The organism is Pseudomonas sp. yb_9, assembly GCF_043103635.1.
Lineage (GTDB): Bacteria > Pseudomonadota > Gammaproteobacteria > Pseudomonadales > Pseudomonadaceae > Aquipseudomonas > Aquipseudomonas monteilii.
This window is the reverse complement of sequence record NZ_JBICKA010000097.1, coordinates 101,573-120,436: the sequence shown is the minus strand read 5'-3', so window position 1 is coordinate 120,436 and position 18,864 is coordinate 101,573. Positions and strand designations below refer to the sequence as shown.

Annotated in this window: 16 protein-coding genes; 8 read left to right on the top strand and 8 right to left on the bottom strand. The window is 59.9% G+C overall.

The genetic code is table 11. The annotated features are described in order from the left end of the window. Positions 1-155: 155 nt before the first annotated feature. From mnmE to rpmH, 5 genes are all read right to left on the bottom strand, one after another. Positions 156-1,526, bottom strand: coding sequence for a tRNA uridine-5-carboxymethylaminomethyl(34) synthesis GTPase MnmE (gene mnmE / locus ACF8MI_RS24455; protein ID WP_060499725.1), 1,371 nt, complete (start codon positions 1,524-1,526; stop codon positions 156-158). Positions 1,527-1,613: 87 nt separating this feature from the next. Then, positions 1,614-3,296 carry a membrane protein insertase YidC gene (gene yidC, locus ACF8MI_RS24450; RefSeq protein ID WP_060499726.1) on the bottom strand — a complete coding sequence of 561 codons (1,683 nt, stop codon included), beginning with the start codon at positions 3,294-3,296 and terminating at the stop codon, positions 1,614-1,616. A gap of 2 nt (positions 3,297-3,298) precedes the next feature. Beyond that, positions 3,299-3,544 carry a membrane protein insertion efficiency factor YidD gene (yidD, locus tag ACF8MI_RS24445; protein WP_082426416.1) on the bottom strand — a complete coding sequence of 82 codons (246 nt, stop codon included), beginning with the start codon at positions 3,542-3,544 and terminating at the stop codon, positions 3,299-3,301. Next, on the bottom strand, positions 3,537-3,941 hold the full coding sequence (rnpA, locus tag ACF8MI_RS24440) for a ribonuclease P protein component (RefSeq protein ID WP_016712775.1): 405 nt from the start codon (positions 3,939-3,941) through the stop codon (positions 3,537-3,539). The genes yidD and rnpA overlap by 8 nt, the downstream gene beginning before the upstream one ends. Before the next feature lie 13 nt (positions 3,942-3,954). Continuing rightward, entirely contained in the window at positions 3,955-4,089 is a 135-nt protein-coding gene (gene rpmH, locus ACF8MI_RS24435) for a 50S ribosomal protein L34 (RefSeq protein ID WP_003253163.1), read from the bottom strand. 595 nt (positions 4,090-4,684) lie between these two features. Here rpmH and dnaA point away from each other — a divergent pair. From dnaA to gyrB, 4 genes are read left to right on the top strand one after another with little or no spacing between them, the layout of a single operon-like run. Continuing rightward, complete coding sequence (dnaA, locus tag ACF8MI_RS24430) at positions 4,685-6,214, top strand: chromosomal replication initiator protein DnaA (protein ID WP_060499728.1); 1,530 nt, start codon at positions 4,685-4,687, stop codon at positions 6,212-6,214. Between the two features lie 40 nt (positions 6,215-6,254). Then, positions 6,255-7,358, top strand: coding sequence for a DNA polymerase III subunit beta (gene dnaN, locus ACF8MI_RS24425; RefSeq protein ID WP_016712777.1), 1,104 nt, complete (start codon positions 6,255-6,257; stop codon positions 7,356-7,358). Between the two features lie 15 nt (positions 7,359-7,373). Continuing rightward, positions 7,374-8,477 (top strand): DNA replication/repair protein RecF, encoded by a 1,104-nt coding sequence (gene recF, locus ACF8MI_RS24420; RefSeq protein WP_200928915.1) that lies wholly within the window; start codon positions 7,374-7,376, stop codon positions 8,475-8,477. A 4-nt stretch (positions 8,478-8,481) separates the two neighbouring features. Beyond that, the gene (gene gyrB / locus ACF8MI_RS24415) at positions 8,482-10,902 is read left to right on the top strand and encodes a DNA topoisomerase (ATP-hydrolyzing) subunit B (protein WP_060499730.1); all 2,421 of its coding nucleotides are present in this window, start codon (positions 8,482-8,484) and stop codon (positions 10,900-10,902) included. A gap of 61 nt (positions 10,903-10,963) precedes the next feature. On the opposite strand, the gene ACF8MI_RS24410 is transcribed toward gyrB, so the two are convergent. Both ACF8MI_RS24410 and ACF8MI_RS24405 read right to left on the bottom strand, forming a co-directional pair. Continuing rightward, positions 10,964-11,371 (bottom strand): RcnB family protein, encoded by a 408-nt coding sequence (locus ACF8MI_RS24410; protein WP_060499872.1) that lies wholly within the window; start codon positions 11,369-11,371, stop codon positions 10,964-10,966. 129 nt (positions 11,372-11,500) lie between these two features. Then, entirely contained in the window at positions 11,501-12,793 is a 1,293-nt protein-coding gene (locus tag ACF8MI_RS24405) for a sigma-54-dependent Fis family transcriptional regulator (RefSeq protein ID WP_060499871.1), read from the bottom strand. Between the two features lie 222 nt (positions 12,794-13,015). Between ACF8MI_RS24405 and ACF8MI_RS24400 the strand changes: the two genes are divergently transcribed. From ACF8MI_RS24400 to ACF8MI_RS24390, 3 genes are read left to right on the top strand one after another with little or no spacing between them, the layout of a single operon-like run. Continuing rightward, entirely contained in the window at positions 13,016-13,900 is an 885-nt protein-coding gene (locus ACF8MI_RS24400) for an MBL fold metallo-hydrolase (RefSeq protein ID WP_060499870.1), read from the top strand. A gap of 39 nt (positions 13,901-13,939) precedes the next feature. Next, a complete protein-coding gene (locus ACF8MI_RS24395; RefSeq protein ID WP_164523992.1) occupies positions 13,940-15,211 on the top strand; it encodes an FAD/NAD(P)-binding oxidoreductase in 1,272 nt (423 codons plus the stop codon). Beyond that, positions 15,208-16,026, top strand: a complete 819-nt coding sequence (locus tag ACF8MI_RS24390) for a sulfite exporter TauE/SafE family protein (protein ID WP_060499868.1) — start codon at positions 15,208-15,210, stop codon at positions 16,024-16,026. Before ACF8MI_RS24395 ends, ACF8MI_RS24390 begins: the two co-directional genes overlap by 4 nt. Here the strand turns inward: ACF8MI_RS24390 and ACF8MI_RS24385 are convergent. Beyond that, on the bottom strand, positions 16,015-16,902 hold the full coding sequence (locus ACF8MI_RS24385) for a LysR family transcriptional regulator (protein WP_200928916.1): 888 nt from the start codon (positions 16,900-16,902) through the stop codon (positions 16,015-16,017). The genes ACF8MI_RS24390 and ACF8MI_RS24385 overlap by 12 nt on opposite strands. A 219-nt stretch (positions 16,903-17,121) precedes the next feature. On the opposite strand from ACF8MI_RS24385, the gene ACF8MI_RS24380 reads away from it, so the two are divergent. Further along, entirely contained in the window at positions 17,122-18,768 is a 1,647-nt protein-coding gene (locus ACF8MI_RS24380; RefSeq protein ID WP_060499866.1) for a GMC family oxidoreductase, read from the top strand. Positions 18,769-18,864 lie beyond the last annotated feature (96 nt).

Here is an 18,864-nt window from a genome sequence, read left to right as displayed (position 1 = left end):
GATTGCCTTCTGTGGATGAGTGATGTGTCAGTTTCGAGGGCCTCGTCACGGGTAAACCCGCTCCCACAGCCATCTGTTCAAGGCATGAGATGAGAAATTGCAGGCAAAATAAAGCCGCTCCCGAGGGAGCGGCTCTTGATCTCGCCTGCTGTGGATTATTTGCCGATGCAGAAGCTGGAGAAAATCCGCCCCAACAAATCATCCGAGCTGAATGCCCCGGTAATTTCGCCCAGGGCATGTTGTGCCTGGCGCAAGTCCTCAGCCAGCAGCTCTCCTGCACCCGCCAGGGTCAACTGAGCACGGCCGTGCTCAAGGTGTTCGCTGGCTTGGCGCAAGGCATCCAGATGGCGCCTACGGGCACTGAAACCACTCTCTGCAGTCTGTTCGTAACCCATGCAGGCCTTCAGATGGTCGCGCAGCAGTTTCAGCCCTGCATCGTCGCCTTTGGCGCTGAGGGTGATCGTCACATGGCCGTCATCACACTGCTCCAGCGCGACCCGTTCACCACTCAGGTCGGCCTTGTTACGGATGAGCGTGACCTTGGCTGGGTCTGGCCGCTGGTCGAGAAATTCCGGCCACAAAGCGAACGGGTCGCTGGCCTCGGGCGCGGTGGAGTCGACCACCAGCAACACACGGTCAGCCTCGCCAATGGCCTTCAGGGCGCGCTCCACGCCGATCTTTTCCACATGGTCGTCGGTATCGCGCAAACCGGCCGTATCGACGACGTGCAGTGGCATGCCGTCGATGTGGATATGTTCCCGCAGGATGTCCCGGGTGGTACCGGCAATGTCGGTGACAATCGCCGCTTCCCGGCCAGCAAGCTGGTTCAGCAGGCTCGACTTGCCCGCATTCGGCCGGCCGGCGATGACCACCGTCATGCCGTCACGCAGCAAGGCGCCTTGCCCGGCCTCGCGTTGCACAGTGGACAACTCGCTGCGTACGGCATCGAGCATCGACAGCACGTGGCCATCGGCGAGGAAGTCGATTTCTTCTTCCGGGAAGTCGATAGCCGCCTCGACGTAGATGCGCAGGGCAATCAACGCTTCGGTAAGGCTGTGCACACGTTTCGAGAACTCCCCCTGCAGCGAACGCAGGGCGTTGCGCGCCGCCTGGCTGGAACTGGCCTCGATCAGGTCGGCAATCGCTTCGGCCTGGGCGAGGTCAAGTTTGTCATTGAGGAACGCGCGCTCGCTGAATTCGCCTGGGCGGGCCAGGCGGCAGCCGACTTGTACACAGCGCTGCAGCAACATATCCAGGACCACCGGTCCGCCGTGGCCCTGCAGTTCGAGCACATCCTCGCCTGTGAACGAATTCGGCCCGGGGAAGAACAGCGCGATCCCCTCATCCAGTACAAGCCCTTCATCGTCGCGGAACGGGCCGTAATGGGCATGCCGAGGGGTGAGTGTACGGCCGGTGATCAACTGGCCGGCCTTGGCAGCCAGAGGGCCGGACAACCTGACAATACCCACACCCCCGCGACCTTGGGCGGTAGCGATGGCGGCGATGGTTTCACGCACAGTGTTCATGCTCGAAAGCCTCTACGACAAAACGACAGATAGCAAAAACGCCCCACTAGGGGGCGTTTTTTATTCACAGGCTAGCGCAGTAGCCTGTCAAGCAGCAGCTTTTTTGCTGGCTGCCTCGATGCTGCGGGTGATGTACCACTGCTGAGTGATCGACAGGCAGTTGTTCACAACCCAGTACAGCACCAGACCAGCCGGGAACCACAGGAAGAAGAAGGTGAAGATGATCGGCATCATTTTCATCACCTTGGCCTGCATCGGATCCGGTGGGGTCGGGTTCAGGCGCTGCTGGATGAACATGGTGGCGCCCATGATGATCGGCAGGATGAAGAACGGATCCTTGATCGACAGGTCGGTAATCCACAGCATCCATGGGGCCTGGCGCATTTCAACGCTTTCCAGCAGTACCCAGTACAGGGCCAGGAATACCGGCATTTGTACCAGGATCGGCAGGCAGCCGCCCAGCGGGTTGATCTTCTCTTTCTTGTACAGCTCCATCATCGCCTGGGACATCTTCTGGCGATCGTCACCGAAGCGTTCCTTCAGTGCGGCGAGCTTCGGCGCAACAGCACGCATACGTGCCATCGAACGGTAGCTGGCAGCCGACAGCGGGAAGAACAGGCCTTTGATCAGCATGGTCAGTACGATGATCGACCAGCCCCAGTTACCCAGCAGGCTGTGGATATGTTGCAGCAGCCAGAAGATCGGCTGGGCGATGAACCACAGGAAGCCGTAGTCGACGGTCAGTTCCAGACCTGGGGACAACTCTTTCAGCTTGGACTGGATTTTCGGACCGGCGTACAGCATGGCGCTGGTTTCGACCTTGCCGCCAGCAGGAACGCTGAGGACTGGGCCGGTGTAGCCGATGATGTAGTTGCCCTGGCTGTCCTTGCGGGTCTGGACAACGTTGTTGTCCGTTTTTGCCGGAATCCAGGCGGTCACGAAGTAGTGCTGCAGCCAGGCAACCCAACCGCCGGACACATTTTCTTTCAAACTACCTTTGTCGATGTCCTTCATCGAGACCTTTTTGTAAGGCTCAGAAGCTGTCCACAGAGCAGCACCCAGGTAGGTTGCGGTGCCGGTTGCGGTACTCGAGGACGGATCGCCGCTGGCGTCGCGCTTGAGCTGGGCAAACATGTTGCCGCTCCAGGCCTGGCCACTCTGGTTGTCGATCAGGTAGGTGACATTCAGGTCGTACTCACCACGCTTGAAGCTGAAGCGCTTGATGTAGTTGACACCGTTGTCGCTGAACTTCAGGTCGACCACCAGTTGTTCCTGGCCGTCGGCCAGCTGGTAGCTCCTCTGCTCGGCGGCATACAACGGGCGACCGCTGGCGCGGGCATCCGGGCCATTGGCGCCGGTCAGACCGCTTTGTGCCAGGTAAACACGCTCACCACCATTGTCGAACAACTGGAATGGAATGTTCGGGTGGTCCTGACGGCGTGGGTACTTCGGCAGGTTCAACTGGACGATGTCACCACCGACCGGATCGATAGCCAGTTCCAGGACGTCGGTCTTGACTCGGATCAGGTCCTTGCTCAGTGCGACCGGTGCCAGTTCGGCAGGGCTCGATTCGGCGTTGGCGCTCGGTACATCGGCGCTGGCACCGTTGTTACCGGCCGGCACGCCATCGGGCAGGCCCGGAGCAACGGTGCTGGCAGCAGTATTCTGAGTCGGCAGGGCAGCCTGGCCGTAGTCATCGTTCCACTTCAGGACCATGACGTAGGACACGACTGCCAGCGCGGCGATCAGGATCGTGCGTTTAATATCCATGATTACTCGGCTATCGAAGAAGTTCGGGAGGAAGGAGCGGGGGGAACGGGGTCGAAACCGCCGTCATTCCACGGATGACAACGCCCCAGGCGACGAACGGCTAGCCACCCACCACGCCATAGGCCATGGTTTTCAATGGCTTCTTGAGCGTAACAGGAGCAACTGGGGAAAAAACGACAGTGATTAGCCATCAGGGGGCTGATGGCATAACGGTAAAACTGGATCGGAACGAGGGCCAGTTTACGCATCTTGGCTGTCTACCCCTGCGGAATTGGCGGTGACTGCTGGTGTTGGCCGGCTGCGCGCCAGACGTTTCCAGAGTTTGCCAAAGTGTTGGTGCAATTCCGGGTTTTCTACTTCACCCAATCCCTTGCGCGCGACGATCACGATGTCCAGCCCGGCGAGCATTTGCTGGTTCAGACGAAAGGAATCGCGCATCAAGCGCTTGAGGCGATTGCGTTGAACGGCGAGCTTGACGCTCTTCTTGCCAATCACCAGGCCGAGCCGTGGGTGATCAAGGCCGTTCTCGCGAGCAAGGATCAGCAGGTTTTTCCCTGGAACCTTGCCGGTTGGGGAGTCGAAGACCGCTTTGAAGTGTCGGGGTGTAAGCAGTCGCTTTTCCCGACTGAAGTCCTGACTCACCACCTGTGCCGAAAAATCAAATGGCCAGACGCTTACGGCCTTTGGCACGACGACGCGACAGAACAGCGCGGCCGTTCTTGGTAGCCATACGGGCACGGAAACCGTGGGTGCGGGCGCGCTTGATGGTGCTTGGTTGGAAAGTACGTTTCATGGCGTGTTACCTGGTTTGTCGACGACGGGCCGGGATGGCCCCCTTTTTAAGAGACCGGCGATTCTAGAGAAAGCAAGCCCATAGGTCAATTTCCAACCAGTCTTTCCCTATAGAGCACAGGATGGACGGTGCCTGCCGATTCATCCCCAGGGGGTGCTTGATCGGACACACGAATCAGGGACAACATGAAAAAAAAGAAGAGACATATAAAAAGCTTTTCTGAAGAACTTATAAATCTTATGTGGGTAACCTTCTGTGGATAACCTACTCAAGGCCATAATTCACGCCATGTACAGCGTTTTACAACCGTGTTCTCAACCGGTGCTGCACCTGTTTTATTCGTGCGGGCAAGCTGTGGATTAAAATGCTACTTACCCACAGATGAGTTATCAACAGGGCTGACCTCAGGGTTGTGCATAGCCCTCATGGGCGGTTATCCACAGACCTTATTCACAACGCGTAAAGGTCGTTTTGGTCGATAAATGGCTGTTTTGTCATGGCTCCTAACGTGTCCACATGTGGATAACTGGGCGCCCGACCGGTACAATGGCGGTTTGTTTTTGCCTCATCCGGCTTTCAAACTCAGGGGATATCCGTGTCAGTGGAACTTTGGCAGCAGTGCGTGGAGCTTCTGCGCGATGAACTGCCTGCCCAGCAATTCAACACCTGGATCCGTCCGCTACAGGTCGAAGCCGAAGGCGACGAGTTGCGCGTCTATGCGCCCAACCGTTTCGTTCTCGATTGGGTCAATGAAAAGTACCTGGGTCGCTTGCTCGAGCTGCTAGGTGAAAACGGCAGCGGTATTGCGCCTGCCCTTTCCTTGTTGATAGGCAGCCGTCGCAGCTCGGCTCCGCGTGCCGCGCCCAACGCACCGGTCAGTGCGGCCGTGGCTGCCTCGCTGGCTCAAGGCCAGGCGCACAAGCCTGCTCCGGTGGCAGCGGTCGAACCTGTTGCAGTGCCGGTGACCGAGCCGGTATTGGTCGAGGATCTTGCCGAACCGTCCGCACGCGACAGCTTCGATGCCATGGCCGAAACGGCTGCGGCACCCGCCGTTGGTGGTCGGGCCGAACAGCGCACCGTGCAGGTTGAAGGTGCGCTCAAGCACACCAGTTACCTGAACCGTACCTTCACCTTCGAAACCTTCGTCGAAGGTAAGTCGAACCAGTTGGCGCGTGCGGCTGCCTGGCAGGTCGCGGACAACCCCAAGCATGGTTACAACCCGCTTTTCCTTTATGGCGGTGTGGGCCTGGGTAAAACCCACCTTATGCATGCTGTGGGTAACCACCTGCTGAAGAAGAACCCGAACGCCAAGGTCGTCTACCTGCATTCGGAGCGCTTCGTCGCGGACATGGTCAAGGCTCTGCAGCTGAACGCTATCAACGAGTTCAAACGTTTCTACCGCTCGGTGGATGCGTTGTTGATCGACGATATCCAGTTCTTTGCCCGTAAAGAGCGCTCGCAAGAAGAGTTTTTCCACACCTTCAACGCCCTGCTTGAGGGCGGCCAGCAGGTAATCCTGACCTCTGACCGTTACCCCAAGGAGATCGAAGGCCTGGAAGAGCGCTTGAAGTCGCGCTTTGGCTGGGGTCTGACGGTGGCCGTCGAGCCACCCGAGCTGGAAACCCGTGTGGCCATCCTGATGAAGAAGGCCGACCAGGCCAAGGTCGAGCTGCCGCATGATGCGGCCTTCTTTATTGCCCAGCGCATCCGCTCCAATGTGCGTGAGCTGGAAGGTGCCCTGAAGCGGGTGATCGCCCACTCGCACTTCATGGGCCGTGATATCACCATCGAGCTGATCCGTGAGTCGCTGAAAGACCTGCTGGCACTGCAGGACAAACTGGTCAGTGTGGACAACATTCAGCGAACCGTCGCCGAGTACTACAAGATCAAGATCTCTGATCTGTTGTCCAAGCGGCGTTCACGTTCTGTCGCTCGTCCACGCCAGGTGGCCATGGCCCTGTCAAAGGAGCTGACTAACCACAGCCTGCCGGAAATCGGCGACATGTTTGGTGGTCGCGACCACACGACCGTGCTGCACGCCTGCCGCAAGATCAACGAACTGAAGGAATCCGACGCGGACATCCGCGAGGACTACAAGAACCTGCTGCGGACGCTGACGACCTGATGGCCGTCTGCGCAGCTAATTGAAGGCAAGGGACTAGACCATGCATTTCACCATTCAACGCGAAGCCCTGTTGAAACCCCTGCAACTGGTCGCCGGTGTCGTCGAGCGCCGTCAGACCTTGCCGGTCCTGTCCAACGTATTGCTGGTTGTGCAAGGCCAGCAACTGTCGTTGACCGGTACCGACCTGGAAGTCGAACTGGTAGGCCGCGTGCAACTGGAAGAGCCGGCTGAACCCGGCGAAATCACTGTCCCGGCACGCAAGCTGATGGACATCTGCAAAAGCCTGCCAAACGACGCCCTGATCGATATCAAGGTCGACGAGCAGAAACTGTTGGTCAAGGCCGGCCGTAGCCGCTTCACCCTGTCCACTCTGCCAGCCAATGACTTCCCGACGGTGGAAGAAGGCCCGGGCTCGCTGACCTGCAACCTGGAACAGAGCAAGCTGCGCCGGCTGATCGAGCGCACCAGCTTCGCCATGGCCCAGCAGGATGTGCGCTACTACCTGAACGGCATGCTGCTGGAGGTGTCCCGCAACACCCTGCGCGCAGTGTCCACCGATGGTCACCGGCTGGCGTTGTGCTCCATGACCGCGCCGATCGAGCAGGATGACCGCCATCAGGTCATCGTGCCACGCAAAGGTATCCTGGAGCTCGCGCGTTTGCTCACGGACCCGGAAGGCATGGTCAGCATCGTGCTGGGCCAGCATCACATCCGTGCCACCACCGGTGAATTCACTTTCACCTCCAAGCTGGTGGACGGCAAGTTCCCGGACTATGAGCGCGTACTGCCCAAGGGCGGCGACAAGCTGGTGGTCGGTGACCGCCAGGCCTTGCGTGAAGCCTTCAGCCGTACCGCGATTCTTTCCAACGAAAAGTACCGCGGCATTCGCCTGCAACTGGCTGCTGGCCAACTGAAAATCCAGGCCAACAACCCGGAGCAGGAAGAAGCAGAAGAAGAGATCAGCGTGGACTACGAAGGTAGCTCGCTGGAAATCGGCTTCAACGTCAGCTACCTGCTCGACGTGCTGGGCGTAATGACTACTGAGCAAGTTCGTCTGATCCTCTCGGATTCCAACAGCAGTGCCCTGCTGCAGGAAGCGGGCAATGACGATTCTTCCTATGTTGTCATGCCGATGCGCCTGTAACCCATAGCAGGCGACATGTCCCTTCGACGTATCATGGTCACCGCGGTGCGCAATTTGCACCCGGTGACTCTCTCACCCTCCCCCCGTATCAACATACTTTATGGCGCCAACGGCAGCGGCAAGACCAGCGTGCTTGAAGCCGTGCATTTGCTGGGGCTGGCGCGCTCTTTCCGTAGCACACGCCTGAACCCGGTTATCCAGTACGAACAGGCTGCCTGTACCGTGTTTGGTGAAGTGCAGTTGACCGAGGGTGGCACCAGCAACCTGGGCGTCTCCCGGGAGCGCCAGGGGGAGTTTACTATTCGCATCGATGGGCAGAATGCGCGCAGCGCGGCGCAACTGGCGGAGTTGTTACCGCTTCAGCTCATCAACCCAGACAGTTTCCGCCTTTTGGAAGGTGCCCCGAAAATTCGTCGCCAGTTTCTGGATTGGGGGGTGTTCCACGTGGAACCTCGCTTCTTGCCAGCCTGGCAGCGGCTGCAGAAGGCGCTGCGGCAGCGGAACTCATGGTTGCGTCATGGTACACTTGACCCAGCTTCGCAAGCCGCCTGGGACCGGGAACTGTGCCTGGCCAGCGCGGAAATAGATGAATACCGTCGCAACTACATCAAGGCCTTGAAGCCCGTCTTCGAGCGAACCCTGAGCGAACTGGTCGAGCTGGACGGGTTGACCCTGAGCTACTACCGAGGCTGGGACAAGGACCGGGAACTGCAAGAAGTACTCGCCTCCTCTCTCCTTCGCGATCAGCAGATGGGCCATACCCAGGCCGGTCCGCAGCGTGCTGATCTGCGTCTTCGTCTGGCTGCCAACAATGCAGCCGACATCCTGTCGCGTGGTCAGCAAAAGCTGGTGGTGTGTGCATTGCGCATTGCCCAGGGCCACCTCGTTAGTCAGGCTCGCCGCGGTCATTGTATTTATCTCGTGGATGACTTGCCGTCCGAACTGGACGACCAGCATCGCCGCGCGCTGTGCGGCTTGCTTGAAGAATTACGCTGCCAGGTGTTCATCACCTGTGTAGATCACGAATTACTGAGGGAAGGCTGGCAGACGGAAACGCCAGTTGCTTTGTTCCACGTGGAACAAGGCCGTATCACCCAGACCCACGACCATCGGGAGTGAAGGCATGAGCGAAAATCAAACGTACGACTCCTCCAGCATCAAGGTGCTGAAAGGTTTGGATGCCGTACGCAAGCGTCCCGGCATGTACATTGGCGACACCGATGATGGTAGCGGCCTGCACCACATGGTCTTCGAGGTGGTCGACAACTCCATCGACGAAGCCCTCGCCGGTCACTGCGATGACATCACTGTCATTATCCATCCGGACGAATCCATCAGTGTGCGCGACAACGGTCGCGGCATTCCGGTCGACGTGCATAAAGAAGAAGGCGTTTCCGCAGCCGAGGTCATCATGACTGTGCTGCACGCCGGCGGTAAGTTCGACGATAACTCCTACAAGGTATCCGGCGGCCTGCACGGCGTAGGGGTTTCGGTCGTGAACGCGCTGTCCGAGAAGCTGGTGCTGACCGTTCGCCGTAGCGGAAAAATCTGGGAACAGACTTACGTTCACGGTGTTCCTCAAGCGCCTATGGCGGTTGTCGGTGACAGTGAAACCACCGGTACCCACATCCACTTCAAGCCTTCAGCTGAAACCTTCAAGAACATTCACTTCAGCTGGGACATCCTGGCCAAGCGTATTCGCGAATTGTCGTTCCTCAATTCGGGCGTTGGCATTCTGCTGAAGGATGAGCGCAGCGGTAAGGAAGAGTTCTTCAAGTATGAAGGCGGCCTGCGCGCATTCGTCGAGTACCTGAACACCAACAAGACTCCGGTCAACTCCCAGGTGTTCCACTTCAACGTCCAGCGTGACGATGGTGTGGGTGTTGAAGTTGCTCTGCAATGGAACGACAGCTTCAACGAAAACCTGCTGTGCTTCACCAACAACATTCCGCAGCGTGACGGCGGCACTCACCTGGTGGGCTTCCGTTCCTCGCTGACCCGTAGCCTGAATAGCTACATCGAGCAGGAGGGCCTGGCCAAGAAGAACAAGGTGGCAACCACTGGCGATGATGCCCGTGAAGGCCTGACCGCAATCATCTCGGTGAAGGTGCCGGACCCCAAGTTCAGCTCGCAGACCAAAGACAAGCTGGTCTCCTCGGAGGTGAAAACCGCCGTGGAACAGGAGATGAACAAGTACTTCGCCGACTTCCTGCTGGAGAACCCGAACGAGGCCAAGGCTGTCGTTGGCAAGATGATCGACGCCGCCCGTGCCCGTGAAGCAGCACGTAAAGCCCGTGAGATGACTCGCCGCAAAGGTGCGCTGGACATCGCCGGCCTGCCAGGCAAGCTGGCGGACTGCCAGGAGAAGGACCCTGCCCTTTCCGAACTGTACCTGGTGGAGGGTGACTCCGCCGGTGGCTCGGCCAAGCAAGGCCGTAACCGTCGTACCCAGGCGATCTTGCCGCTGAAGGGTAAAATCCTCAACGTTGAGAAAGCCCGCTTCGACAAGATGATCTCGTCCCAGGAAGTGGGCACGCTGATCACCGCACTGGGCTGCGGTATCGGCCGCGAGGAGTACAACATCGACAAGCTGCGTTATCACAACATCATCATCATGACCGATGCTGACGTTGACGGTTCGCACATCCGCACTCTGCTGCTGACCTTCTTCTTCCGTCAGCTGCCGGAGCTGGTCGAGCGCGGCTACATCTACATTGCCCAGCCACCACTGTACAAGGTGAAGAAAGGCAAGCAGGAGCAGTACATCAAGGACGACGAGGCCATGGAAGAGTACATGACCCAGTCGGCCCTGGAAGATGCCAGCCTGCACCTGGACGAGTCGGCGCCAGCGGTTTCCGGTGTGCAGCTGGAAAGCCTGGTGAATGAATTCCGCGGCGTGATGAAAACACTCAAGCGCCTGTCGCGCTTGTATCCGGAAGATATCACCGAGCACTTCATCTACCTGCCGGAAGTGGCTGTGGAGCAGTTGGGTGACCACGCTCTGATGCAAGCCTGGCTGGCCAAGTTCCAAGAGCGCCTGAGCAACAGCCAGAAGTCCGGCCTGGTTTACAAAGCCAGCCTGCGCGAAGACAAAGAGCGCAACGTATGGTTGCCGGAAGTGGAAGTTACCTCCCACGGCCTGGCCAGCTATGTCACCTTCAACCGGGACTTCTTCGGCAGCAATGACTACCGTACCGTAGTCAACATTGGTGCCAAGCTGTCCAGCTTGTTGGGCGAAGGTGCTTACGTTCAGCGCGGTGAGCGCCGTAAGGCAATCGTCGAGTTCAAGGAAGGCCTGGACTGGCTGATGAACGAAACCACCAAGCGCCACACCATCCAGCGCTACAAAGGGCTGGGTGAGATGAACCCTGAGCAGCTGTGGGAAACTACCATGGACCCGACCGTCCGCCGTATGCTCAAGGTCACCATCGAGGATGCGATCGCAGCTGACCAGATCTTCAACACCCTGATGGGTGATGCGGTCGAGCCGCGCCGTGACTTCATCGAAAGCAACGCGCTGTCGGTGTCGAACCTGGACTTCTGATCAGGTGTGATCCGCCAGGCACTAAAAAGCCCGCTGATGCGGGCTTTTTAGTGCCTGAAAATCAGTAACCGCTGAGAATGTTAACGATCACCCCACTGGCAATAGCCACCAGCACGTAGTCGCCATTTACATACAACCAGCGATGGTCACGCGGTGGCGCATACAAGTGGCGTGCTTTCCAGTCAGTCACCCAGTAGCGGTCGCCACGGTAGTGGGGGTCAACCACATGCCCTCGTTGCCACTGCTGGTGAGGCACCGGCATGCCTGGTTGCGGGCGGAAGTTGGGGTTGCGGTAATCGGGTGCACGGCCGTTGTCATGGCGGCCTTGCTGCTTTGGCTGGCCATGCGGCGGGTTGCCTTGGTGCGATGGGCCATCATCGTGCCGGTCGGGTGGGCCCGGTTGTGCGAAGCTGGCCAACGGTGCGCTGAGCATGAGCGCGGCGCAGATCACGCTTAGGGTTTTCTTCATTTGAGACGGTCCTCTGCCTGTTATCGCCTGGCCAGTGCTGACTGCCAGGTTCGGTTAACTGATCAGACCACGATTTTTTACGTTTAATGTCAGGGCGCAGGTAAAGGTCCGGTAAAGTCTGCCGCCCTTTCAATTCAGCCCGAGCGCCTTCAAACGGCGATAGAGCGTGCGTTCGCTCATGCCAAGATGACTGGCCAATTCGCTGCGTGAGCCTTTGAACTGCTCAAGCGCCTGCGCAAGTTCACCCAAGCCATTGCGACGGCCTTGTCCCTTGACCACCTGGGTAGGCCCGATATCTTCCGGCAAATGCTCCGGCCGAATAAGCCCGTCATCGGCAAACAAACGGGCGCGCTCCAGAATGTTACGCAACTCGCGGATGTTGCCCGGAAATGGATGTAACCCAAGCTGCTGCAAGGCATCCTTACTCAGGCTGGGCGTAGGCTTGCCAGCCATTCGCTGTAACAGGCTTTGCGCGAGCAGCGGCAGATCTTCAACCCGCTCGCGCAGCGCAGGCAGGCGAATGGGGAAACCGCTGATGCGGTAATACAGGTCTTCACGGAAGGTGCCCTGCGCGACCATTTGCTTGAGCGGTTTGTGTGTGGCAGAAACCAGGCGGAAGTCCGAGTGCACCGTGCGCAGGCTGCCCACCGGACGGAAGCTGCCGGACTCGATAAGGCGTAACAGTTTCACTTGCATCGCTAACGGTACTTCGCCGATTTCATCGAGGAACAGGGTACCGCCATGCGCGGCCTCAGCCAGGCCGATCTTGCGCTGATTGGCGCCGGTGAATGCGCCCTTCTCATAGCCGAACAACTCACTCTCGAACAACGACTCGGTCAAGCCGGTGCAATCGACCACCACCAATGGGCCGTTGGCTCTGGGGCTGCCCATGTGTAGCGCGCGCGCGAACAGCTCTTTACCGGTACCTGACTCACCCTGCAATAAAACCGGGATCTGCGCCGGCGCTGCGCGCTGCAGGCTGGACAAGGCAACTTTGAATGCGGGTGCCCGGCCGACCAGGCCTTGTTCCTGAGGCTGAGCCGATGCGAGGGCGATGGTGGTCAGGCGCTCGACAAAGGCCACCACCCTACCCTGCTCATCCAGGATCGGGCGCAGTTCGACATCGACATGCTCGGGGCCACGTGGTGTGTGATGAATGTGCAATACCCGCTCCGGCACCTTGCTGTCCCAGGCTTTGCGCATCGGGCAATGCTCGCCGGCCTGGTCGCAGGGCACGGCGTAGTGGTGCGATACCTTGTGGCATTTTTCGCCCAGCGGGGCCTGCTCGTGGTGACCGAACTGGCGGCGATAGGCGGCGTTGGCGGCCAGGATGTTGTAGTCGGTGTCCAGCACGATGGTCGGCAGGGCATCGTGCTCAAGGTAGGAAACCAGCGCTAGGATGAGGGGATGGGTTTGGGGCATGACGACACCGTATGGATTACCGGCGCAGGGTAACAAGGACTGCCAAACACTGCCATTGGCTGTCAGTCGACTGCCATATGGGTTGTCAGTATTGCTGTCAGTTATCGGTACCTGGCCGATTTCATTGGCCCATACGCAGTAAAAAGCCTGGCATGCATCTTGATAAACCTCCTTTCACTGCCTACGCCTGTACAAGGCGCGGTGGATAATCTGGAGAACGTGATGATCATCGGCAACAACCTTCACGTGGAAGCCTTCTTCGACAAGGCGACCTCAACCATTAGCTACCTGGTCATGGATGGCGAAACGCGCAAGTGTGCATTGATCGACAGTGTCCTCGACTATGATCCCAAGTCAGGGCGTACCTGTACCGTCTCGGCGGACCAGTTGATCGACCGGGTGAAGGCGCTTGGCGCTGACGTTCAGTGGGTGCTGGAAACCCATGTGCACGCCGACCATCTCTCGGCGGCTGCCTACCTGAAGGAAAAGCTGGGTGGCCACACCGCTATCGGTGCTCACATCACCCAGGTGCAGAAAGTGTTCGGTGCGCTGTTCAACGCTGAGCCTGGCTTTGCGCGGGATGGCAGCCAGTTCGATGTACTGTTGGTAGACGAGGAAGGTTTCCGTATTGGCAACCTGCATGCCCGTGCACTGCACACCCCAGGGCACACGCCGGCGTGCATGAGTTTCATGATCGAAGACGCGGGTGAAATTGCGGTGTTCGTCGGCGATACCCTGTTCATGCCCGACTACGGCACCGCCCGTTGCGACTTCCCGGGGGCTGATGCCCGCACCCTCTACCGCTCGATCCGTCGTCTGCTGGCGTTCCCCGACCAGACACGGCTGTTCATGTGCCACGACTACCTACCGGGTGGCCGCGACATGCAGTATGTCACTACCGTGGCCGAACAGCGTGCCAGCAACATCCACATTCATCAGGGCATCGACGAAGACAGTTTTGTCGCCATGCGTGAAGCGCGCGACAAGACCCTCGACATGCCGGTGCTGATCCTGCCTTCGGTGCAGGTGAACATGCGCAGCGGCCATTTCCCCGCGCCGGAGGAGAACGGCGTGAGCTACCTGAAGATTCCGCTGAACACGCTGTAACCGCCCTGCCCCATAATCAGATTTCCAGGATTTACCGCCATGCCTGCCTTGTTGTCCCCTGCCAATACCGACCATCACAAAGTGGTCATCGTCGGTGCCGGTGCCGCCGGTATCGCTACCGCTGCCAGCCTGATCAGCCGTGACCCGTCGCTGGACGTTGCCGTGATCGACCCCGCCGAAGTGCATTACTACCAACCCGGCTGGACCATGGTCGGTGCCGGTGTGTTCAAGGCACCGAGCACTGCCCGCACCATGGCCTCGACCATTCCGCGCGGGGTACGCTGGGTCAAGGCGCGGGTGCAGGCTTTCGATCCGCTGGGCCAGTTGGTCGTCCTCGAGGACGGTCGCGCCATCAGCTATGAACAGCTGGTAGTCTGTCCCGGCCTTACGCTGGACTGGGCGGCCATTGATGGGCTCAGCGAAACCCTGGGCCGCAACGGTGTCACCTCCAACTACCGCTACGACCTGGCGCCCTATACCTGGGAGCTGGTGCACAAGCTCAAGCAAGGCCGGGCCATATTCAGCCAGCCGCCCATGCCGATCAAATGTGCGGGCGCGCCGCAGAAGGCTTTGTACCTGTCTTGCGACCACTGGTTACGCCACGGCCATCTGGGGGCCGTGAAAGCCAGCTTCTTCAATGCTGGCGCTGTGTTGTTCGGTGTGGCGGACTATGTGCCTGCGCTGATGAAGTACATAGACAAATACGCCGTGGACCTCCATTTCTCCCACCGACTGGTGGCCGTGGATGGTCCGAACAAGCGCGCCACCTTCGTGTGCACCCTGCCCGACGGCAGCAGCGAAACGCACATCGAGGCTTTTGACATGCTCCATGTGGTCCCTCCCCAGGTGGCGCCGGCCTTCATTCGTGAAAGCCCGTTGGCCGATAACGCTGGCTGGGTCGATGTCGACCCGCATACCCTGCGCCACCGCAAATACATCAACATCCATGCCCTGGGTGATGTGGCCAACACCAGCAATGCCAAGACTGCTGCGGCTGCCCGTAAGCAGGCGCCGGTCGTGGCCAACAACGTGTTGGTGGCATTGGGCAGGTTGCCTACCCTCGCCCAGTACGACGGCTATGGTTCGTGCCCGCTGACTGTAGAGCGCGGCAAAATCGTCCTGGCCGAGTTCACCTATGGCGGCAAGCTGGCACCGAGCTTCCCCAGCTGGTTGCTGGATGGCCGCAAACCAACGCGCCTGGCCTGGTTGCTGAAGGCGCAAGCGCTGCCACCGTTGTACTGGCAAGGCATGCTGAAGGGCCGCGAGTGGCTGGCTCGGCCGCAGCCGTTGGGTGCCGAGGGTGGGAAGTGATCGAGCATCAATTGTTGGGGGCGGGCCTGGGCGCGATCATCGGCGCGGTCCTGGCATTGACCGGCGCAGGCGGTGGCATTCTCGCAGTGCCTTTGTTGGTGTTCGGGCTGGGGCTGTCGATGGTCGAGGCGGCTCCGGTCGGCCTGCTGGCCGTAGGCCTGGCTGCAGCGGTTGGCGCGGTGCTGGGGCTACGACAGGGGCTGGTGCGTTATCGGGCGGCGCTGTTCATTGCGATGGTGGGTGTGGTTGCCGCGCCGTTCGGGCTGATGCTTGCGCACCGCTTGCCGAACACACCCTTGCAGTTGGTGTTCGCGGGTGTGTTGGTGTATGCCTGCCTGCGTATCTGGCGCAAGGCTGCCAAGGAGCTGCGCGGTGAGGCCAATGACGCCCATCGCTACATCGAACCCTGTGTGTTGAACCCTTTGCAGGGCCGTTTGCGCTGGACCCTTCCCTGCGCGCGTGCCCTGGCATTTACCGGGGCGTTGTCCGGGTTACTGTCCGGCCTGTTGGGTGTGGGTGGTGGCTTCGTCATCATCCCTGCGTTGAACCGCTATACCAACCTGCGCATGGCCAGCATCGTTTCCACTTCGTTGGCAGTAATCGCCTTGGTATCCACCGGAAGTGTGGTCAGCGCCAGCCTGGCGGGGGTCATGCATTGGCAGGTAGGCGCCCCGTTCGCTGCCGGCGCGGTGCTTGGTTTGCTGCTGGCACGGCCATTGACGGCCAGGCTGGCCGGGCCGCGTTTGCAGCAGATGTTTGCAGCGGCTGGTTGGGTGGCGGCCTTGCTGCTGGCCGGCAAGGCACTATTGGGCTAGCAGCTCGTGCTGTTCTGCCGCGCATAGCGCCAGCAGGTAGTCCCACACCACCCGCAGGCGCACCGACTTGTGCAACTCGCGCCGGGTGCAGATCCAGTAGCTGCGCTGGATGGTTTCGCCCGGCAGCACGCGCACCAGTGTCGGGTCGTGGCGAGCCATGTAGTTGGGCAGCACGGCGATGCCCAGGCCGGCACGGGCAGCGGCCTGTTGGGCGATGACGCTGGTACTGCGAAACACCACATTCGGCGCCCGGCAGAAACTGTTCAGAAACAGCAGTTCCTGGCTGAACAGCAGGTCGTCTACGTAGCCGATCCAGCTGTGCCTGGCCAGGTCTTCGCGGTTGCGCAGGGGCGGCGCGCGGTCCAGGTAGTCCTGGCTGGCGTACAGGGCCAGGCGGTAATCGGTGAGTTTGCGGGTAATCAGTAGGTCGGCATTGGGCCGTTCCAGGTGGATGCTGATTTCTGCCTCGCGATTGAGGATGCTGACGAAACGCGGTACGGCGACCAGCTCCACTTCCAGGCCGGGGTAACGCTCGAACAGTGCGTTCATGCGCGGGGTGAAGAACATGATGCCGATGCCTTCGGTCACCCCCAGGCGAATCTTGCCCAACGGAGTGATGGCCTGGGTGATTTCTTCCTGCGCCAGCAGCGCGACATTTTCCATGGCCTCGGCGTGCTTGAGCAGGGCCTGGCCTGAAGGGGTCAGCTCATAACCTTGGGCATGTTGTACAAACAGTGCGGTACCCAGGCTTTGCTCGATATTCTCGATGTGCCGAGCCACGGTGCTGTGGGTGGTGTTGAGGCGCTTGGCGGCAGTGAGTAGGCGGCCGCTGCGCTGCAACTCGAGGAAAAACCGCAGATCGTTCCAGTCGAACATGCTTGTCCTTTTTGGCAGTTCGTTCCGGCCTCTTCGCGGGCACGCCCGCTCCCAAGGTAACGCGATCCCTGTGGGAGCGGGCGTGCCCGCGAAGAGGCCAGTACAGGCTTACCACTGTGCTAAAACGCACAGCGGCTGCGCGAAATCTCGTGTTTCCTCCACGAAATTACTCACTAAGATGGATCGGGACAAGAATAAAAAACAGGCCCGAGGTTGCACATGCCATCAGCCGATTCTGTCTTCGACTACGTGGTCGTAGGGGCCGGTCCCGCCGGTTGCCTGCTGGCCAATCGTTTGTCCGCCGACCCTTCCTGCCGCGTCTTGCTGCTGGAAGCGGGTGGCCGCGATAACTATCCCTGGATCCACATTCCCGTGGGTTATCTCTACTGCATAGGCAACCCGCGCACGGACTGGTGTTTCAAGACCGAGGCCCAGGCTGGTCTTGGCGGTCGCGCACTGGGCTACCCGCGCGGCAAGGTGCTTGGTGGCTGCTCCTCGATCAACGGCATGATCTACATGCGCGGCCAGGCGGCCGACTATGATGCTTGGGCCGAGCAAGGTAACGACGGTTGGGCCTGGAAAGATGTATTGCCGCTGTTCAAGGCCAGCGAGAACCACTTTGCCGGCGCCAGCGAGCACCACGGCGGTGATGGCGAATGGCGGGTCGAACGCCAGCGCTACAGCTGGCCGATTCTCGATGCTTTCCGCGATGCCGCCGAGCAAAGCGGCGTCGGCAAGGTCGATGACTTCAATACCGGCGACAACCAAGGCTGTGGATACTTTCAGGTCAACCAGCGCAGCGGCGTGCGCTGGAATGCTTCCAAAGCCTTCCTGCGACCGATCAAGGACCGCGCCAACCTCACCGTGCTGACCGGCGTTCAGGTTGATCAGGTACTGCTCAACAATACCCGGGCGCGGGCGGTGAAAGCATTTTGGCAAGGCGCTTGGCACGAGTTTGCGGCGCGCCGCGAGATTATCCTTTGCGCCGGCGCCGTTGGTTCACCAGGCATTCTGCAGCGCTCCGGCATCGGCCCGCGACAGCTGCTGGAAAGCCTGGGTATCGGCGTTCGCCACGACATGCCGGGCGTTGGCGGCAACCTTCAGGACCACCTGCAACTGCGCCTGATCTACCAGATCCGCAACACCCGCACCTTGAACCAGATGGCCAACAGCCTGTTGGGCAAGATGGGAATGGGCCTGCGTTATCTCTATGACCGCAGTGGCCCGCTGGCCATGGCGCCGAGTCAATTGGGTGCATTTGTGCGTTCAAGTCCGGATCAGGCCACTGCCAACCTGCAGTACCACGTGCAGCCGCTGTCACTGGAGCGCTTCGGCGAGCCGTTGCATCCGTTCCCGGCGTTCACCGCTTCGGTGTGTAACTTGCGCCCGGCCAGCCGCGGGCGTATCGATATCCGCAGCACCGACATGAACAGCACGCCGCTGATCGACCCCAATTACCTCAGTGACCCACAAGACCTGCGCGTCGCTGCCGAAGCCATTCGTCTTACCCGGCGCATCGTCCAGGCCCCTGCCCTCGCGGCGTTCGAGCCCAAGGAATACCTGCCGGGCCCGGCCCTGCAAACCGAGGAAGAACTGTTCGAGGCCGCCGGCAAAATCGGCACCACCATCTTCCACCCGGTCGGTACCTGCCGCATGGGCACCGGCGCCCTGGACGTTGTGGATAACCAGCTGCGCGTACACGGCATCCCCGGCCTGCGCGTAGCGGATGCCTCGATCATGCCGCAGATCACTTCGGGCAATACCTGCTCACCCACCCTCATGATCGCCGAAAAGGCGGCGCAACTGATTCTCAAAGGAGCTGCGACCCAAACCTATCTGAATGAAGACGCCTTACCGACGCCCTGACCGGGTGCGTGCAGTACCGGCGGCTTGCGGTCAGAGGCTGCCGACAGTGGAACAACAAGAATAATCACTGTGGCCTGCGGGCCGAGGACAGCAACG

Excerpts from the sequence above, each read along its gene's own strand:
- mnmE (WP_060499725.1), bottom strand. The coding sequence starts at position 1,526 with ATGAACACTGTGCGTGAAACCATCGCCGCCATCGCTACCGCCCAAGGT.
- yidC (WP_060499726.1), bottom strand. The coding sequence starts at position 3,296 with ATGGATATTAAACGCACGATCCTGATCGCCGCGCTGGCAGTCGTGTCC.
- yidD (WP_082426416.1), bottom strand. The coding sequence starts at position 3,544 with ATGCGTAAACTGGCCCTCGTTCCGATCCAGTTTTACCGTTATGCCATC.
- rpmH (WP_003253163.1), bottom strand. The coding sequence starts at position 4,089 with ATGAAACGTACTTTCCAACCAAGCACCATCAAGCGCGCCCGCACCCAC.
- dnaN (WP_016712777.1), top strand. The coding sequence starts at position 6,255 with ATGCATTTCACCATTCAACGCGAAGCCCTGTTGAAACCCCTGCAACTG.
- recF (WP_200928915.1), top strand. The coding sequence starts at position 7,374 with ATGTCCCTTCGACGTATCATGGTCACCGCGGTGCGCAATTTGCACCCG.
- gyrB (WP_060499730.1), top strand. The coding sequence starts at position 8,482 with ATGAGCGAAAATCAAACGTACGACTCCTCCAGCATCAAGGTGCTGAAA.
- ACF8MI_RS24410 (WP_060499872.1), bottom strand. The coding sequence starts at position 11,371 with ATGAAGAAAACCCTAAGCGTGATCTGCGCCGCGCTCATGCTCAGCGCA.
- ACF8MI_RS24405 (WP_060499871.1), bottom strand. The coding sequence starts at position 12,793 with ATGCCCCAAACCCATCCCCTCATCCTAGCGCTGGTTTCCTACCTTGAG.
- ACF8MI_RS24400 (WP_060499870.1), top strand. The coding sequence starts at position 13,016 with ATGATCATCGGCAACAACCTTCACGTGGAAGCCTTCTTCGACAAGGCG.
- ACF8MI_RS24395 (WP_164523992.1), top strand. The coding sequence starts at position 13,940 with ATGCCTGCCTTGTTGTCCCCTGCCAATACCGACCATCACAAAGTGGTC.
- ACF8MI_RS24385 (WP_200928916.1), bottom strand. The coding sequence starts at position 16,902 with ATGTTCGACTGGAACGATCTGCGGTTTTTCCTCGAGTTGCAGCGCAGC.
- ACF8MI_RS24380 (WP_060499866.1), top strand. The coding sequence starts at position 17,122 with ATGCCATCAGCCGATTCTGTCTTCGACTACGTGGTCGTAGGGGCCGGT.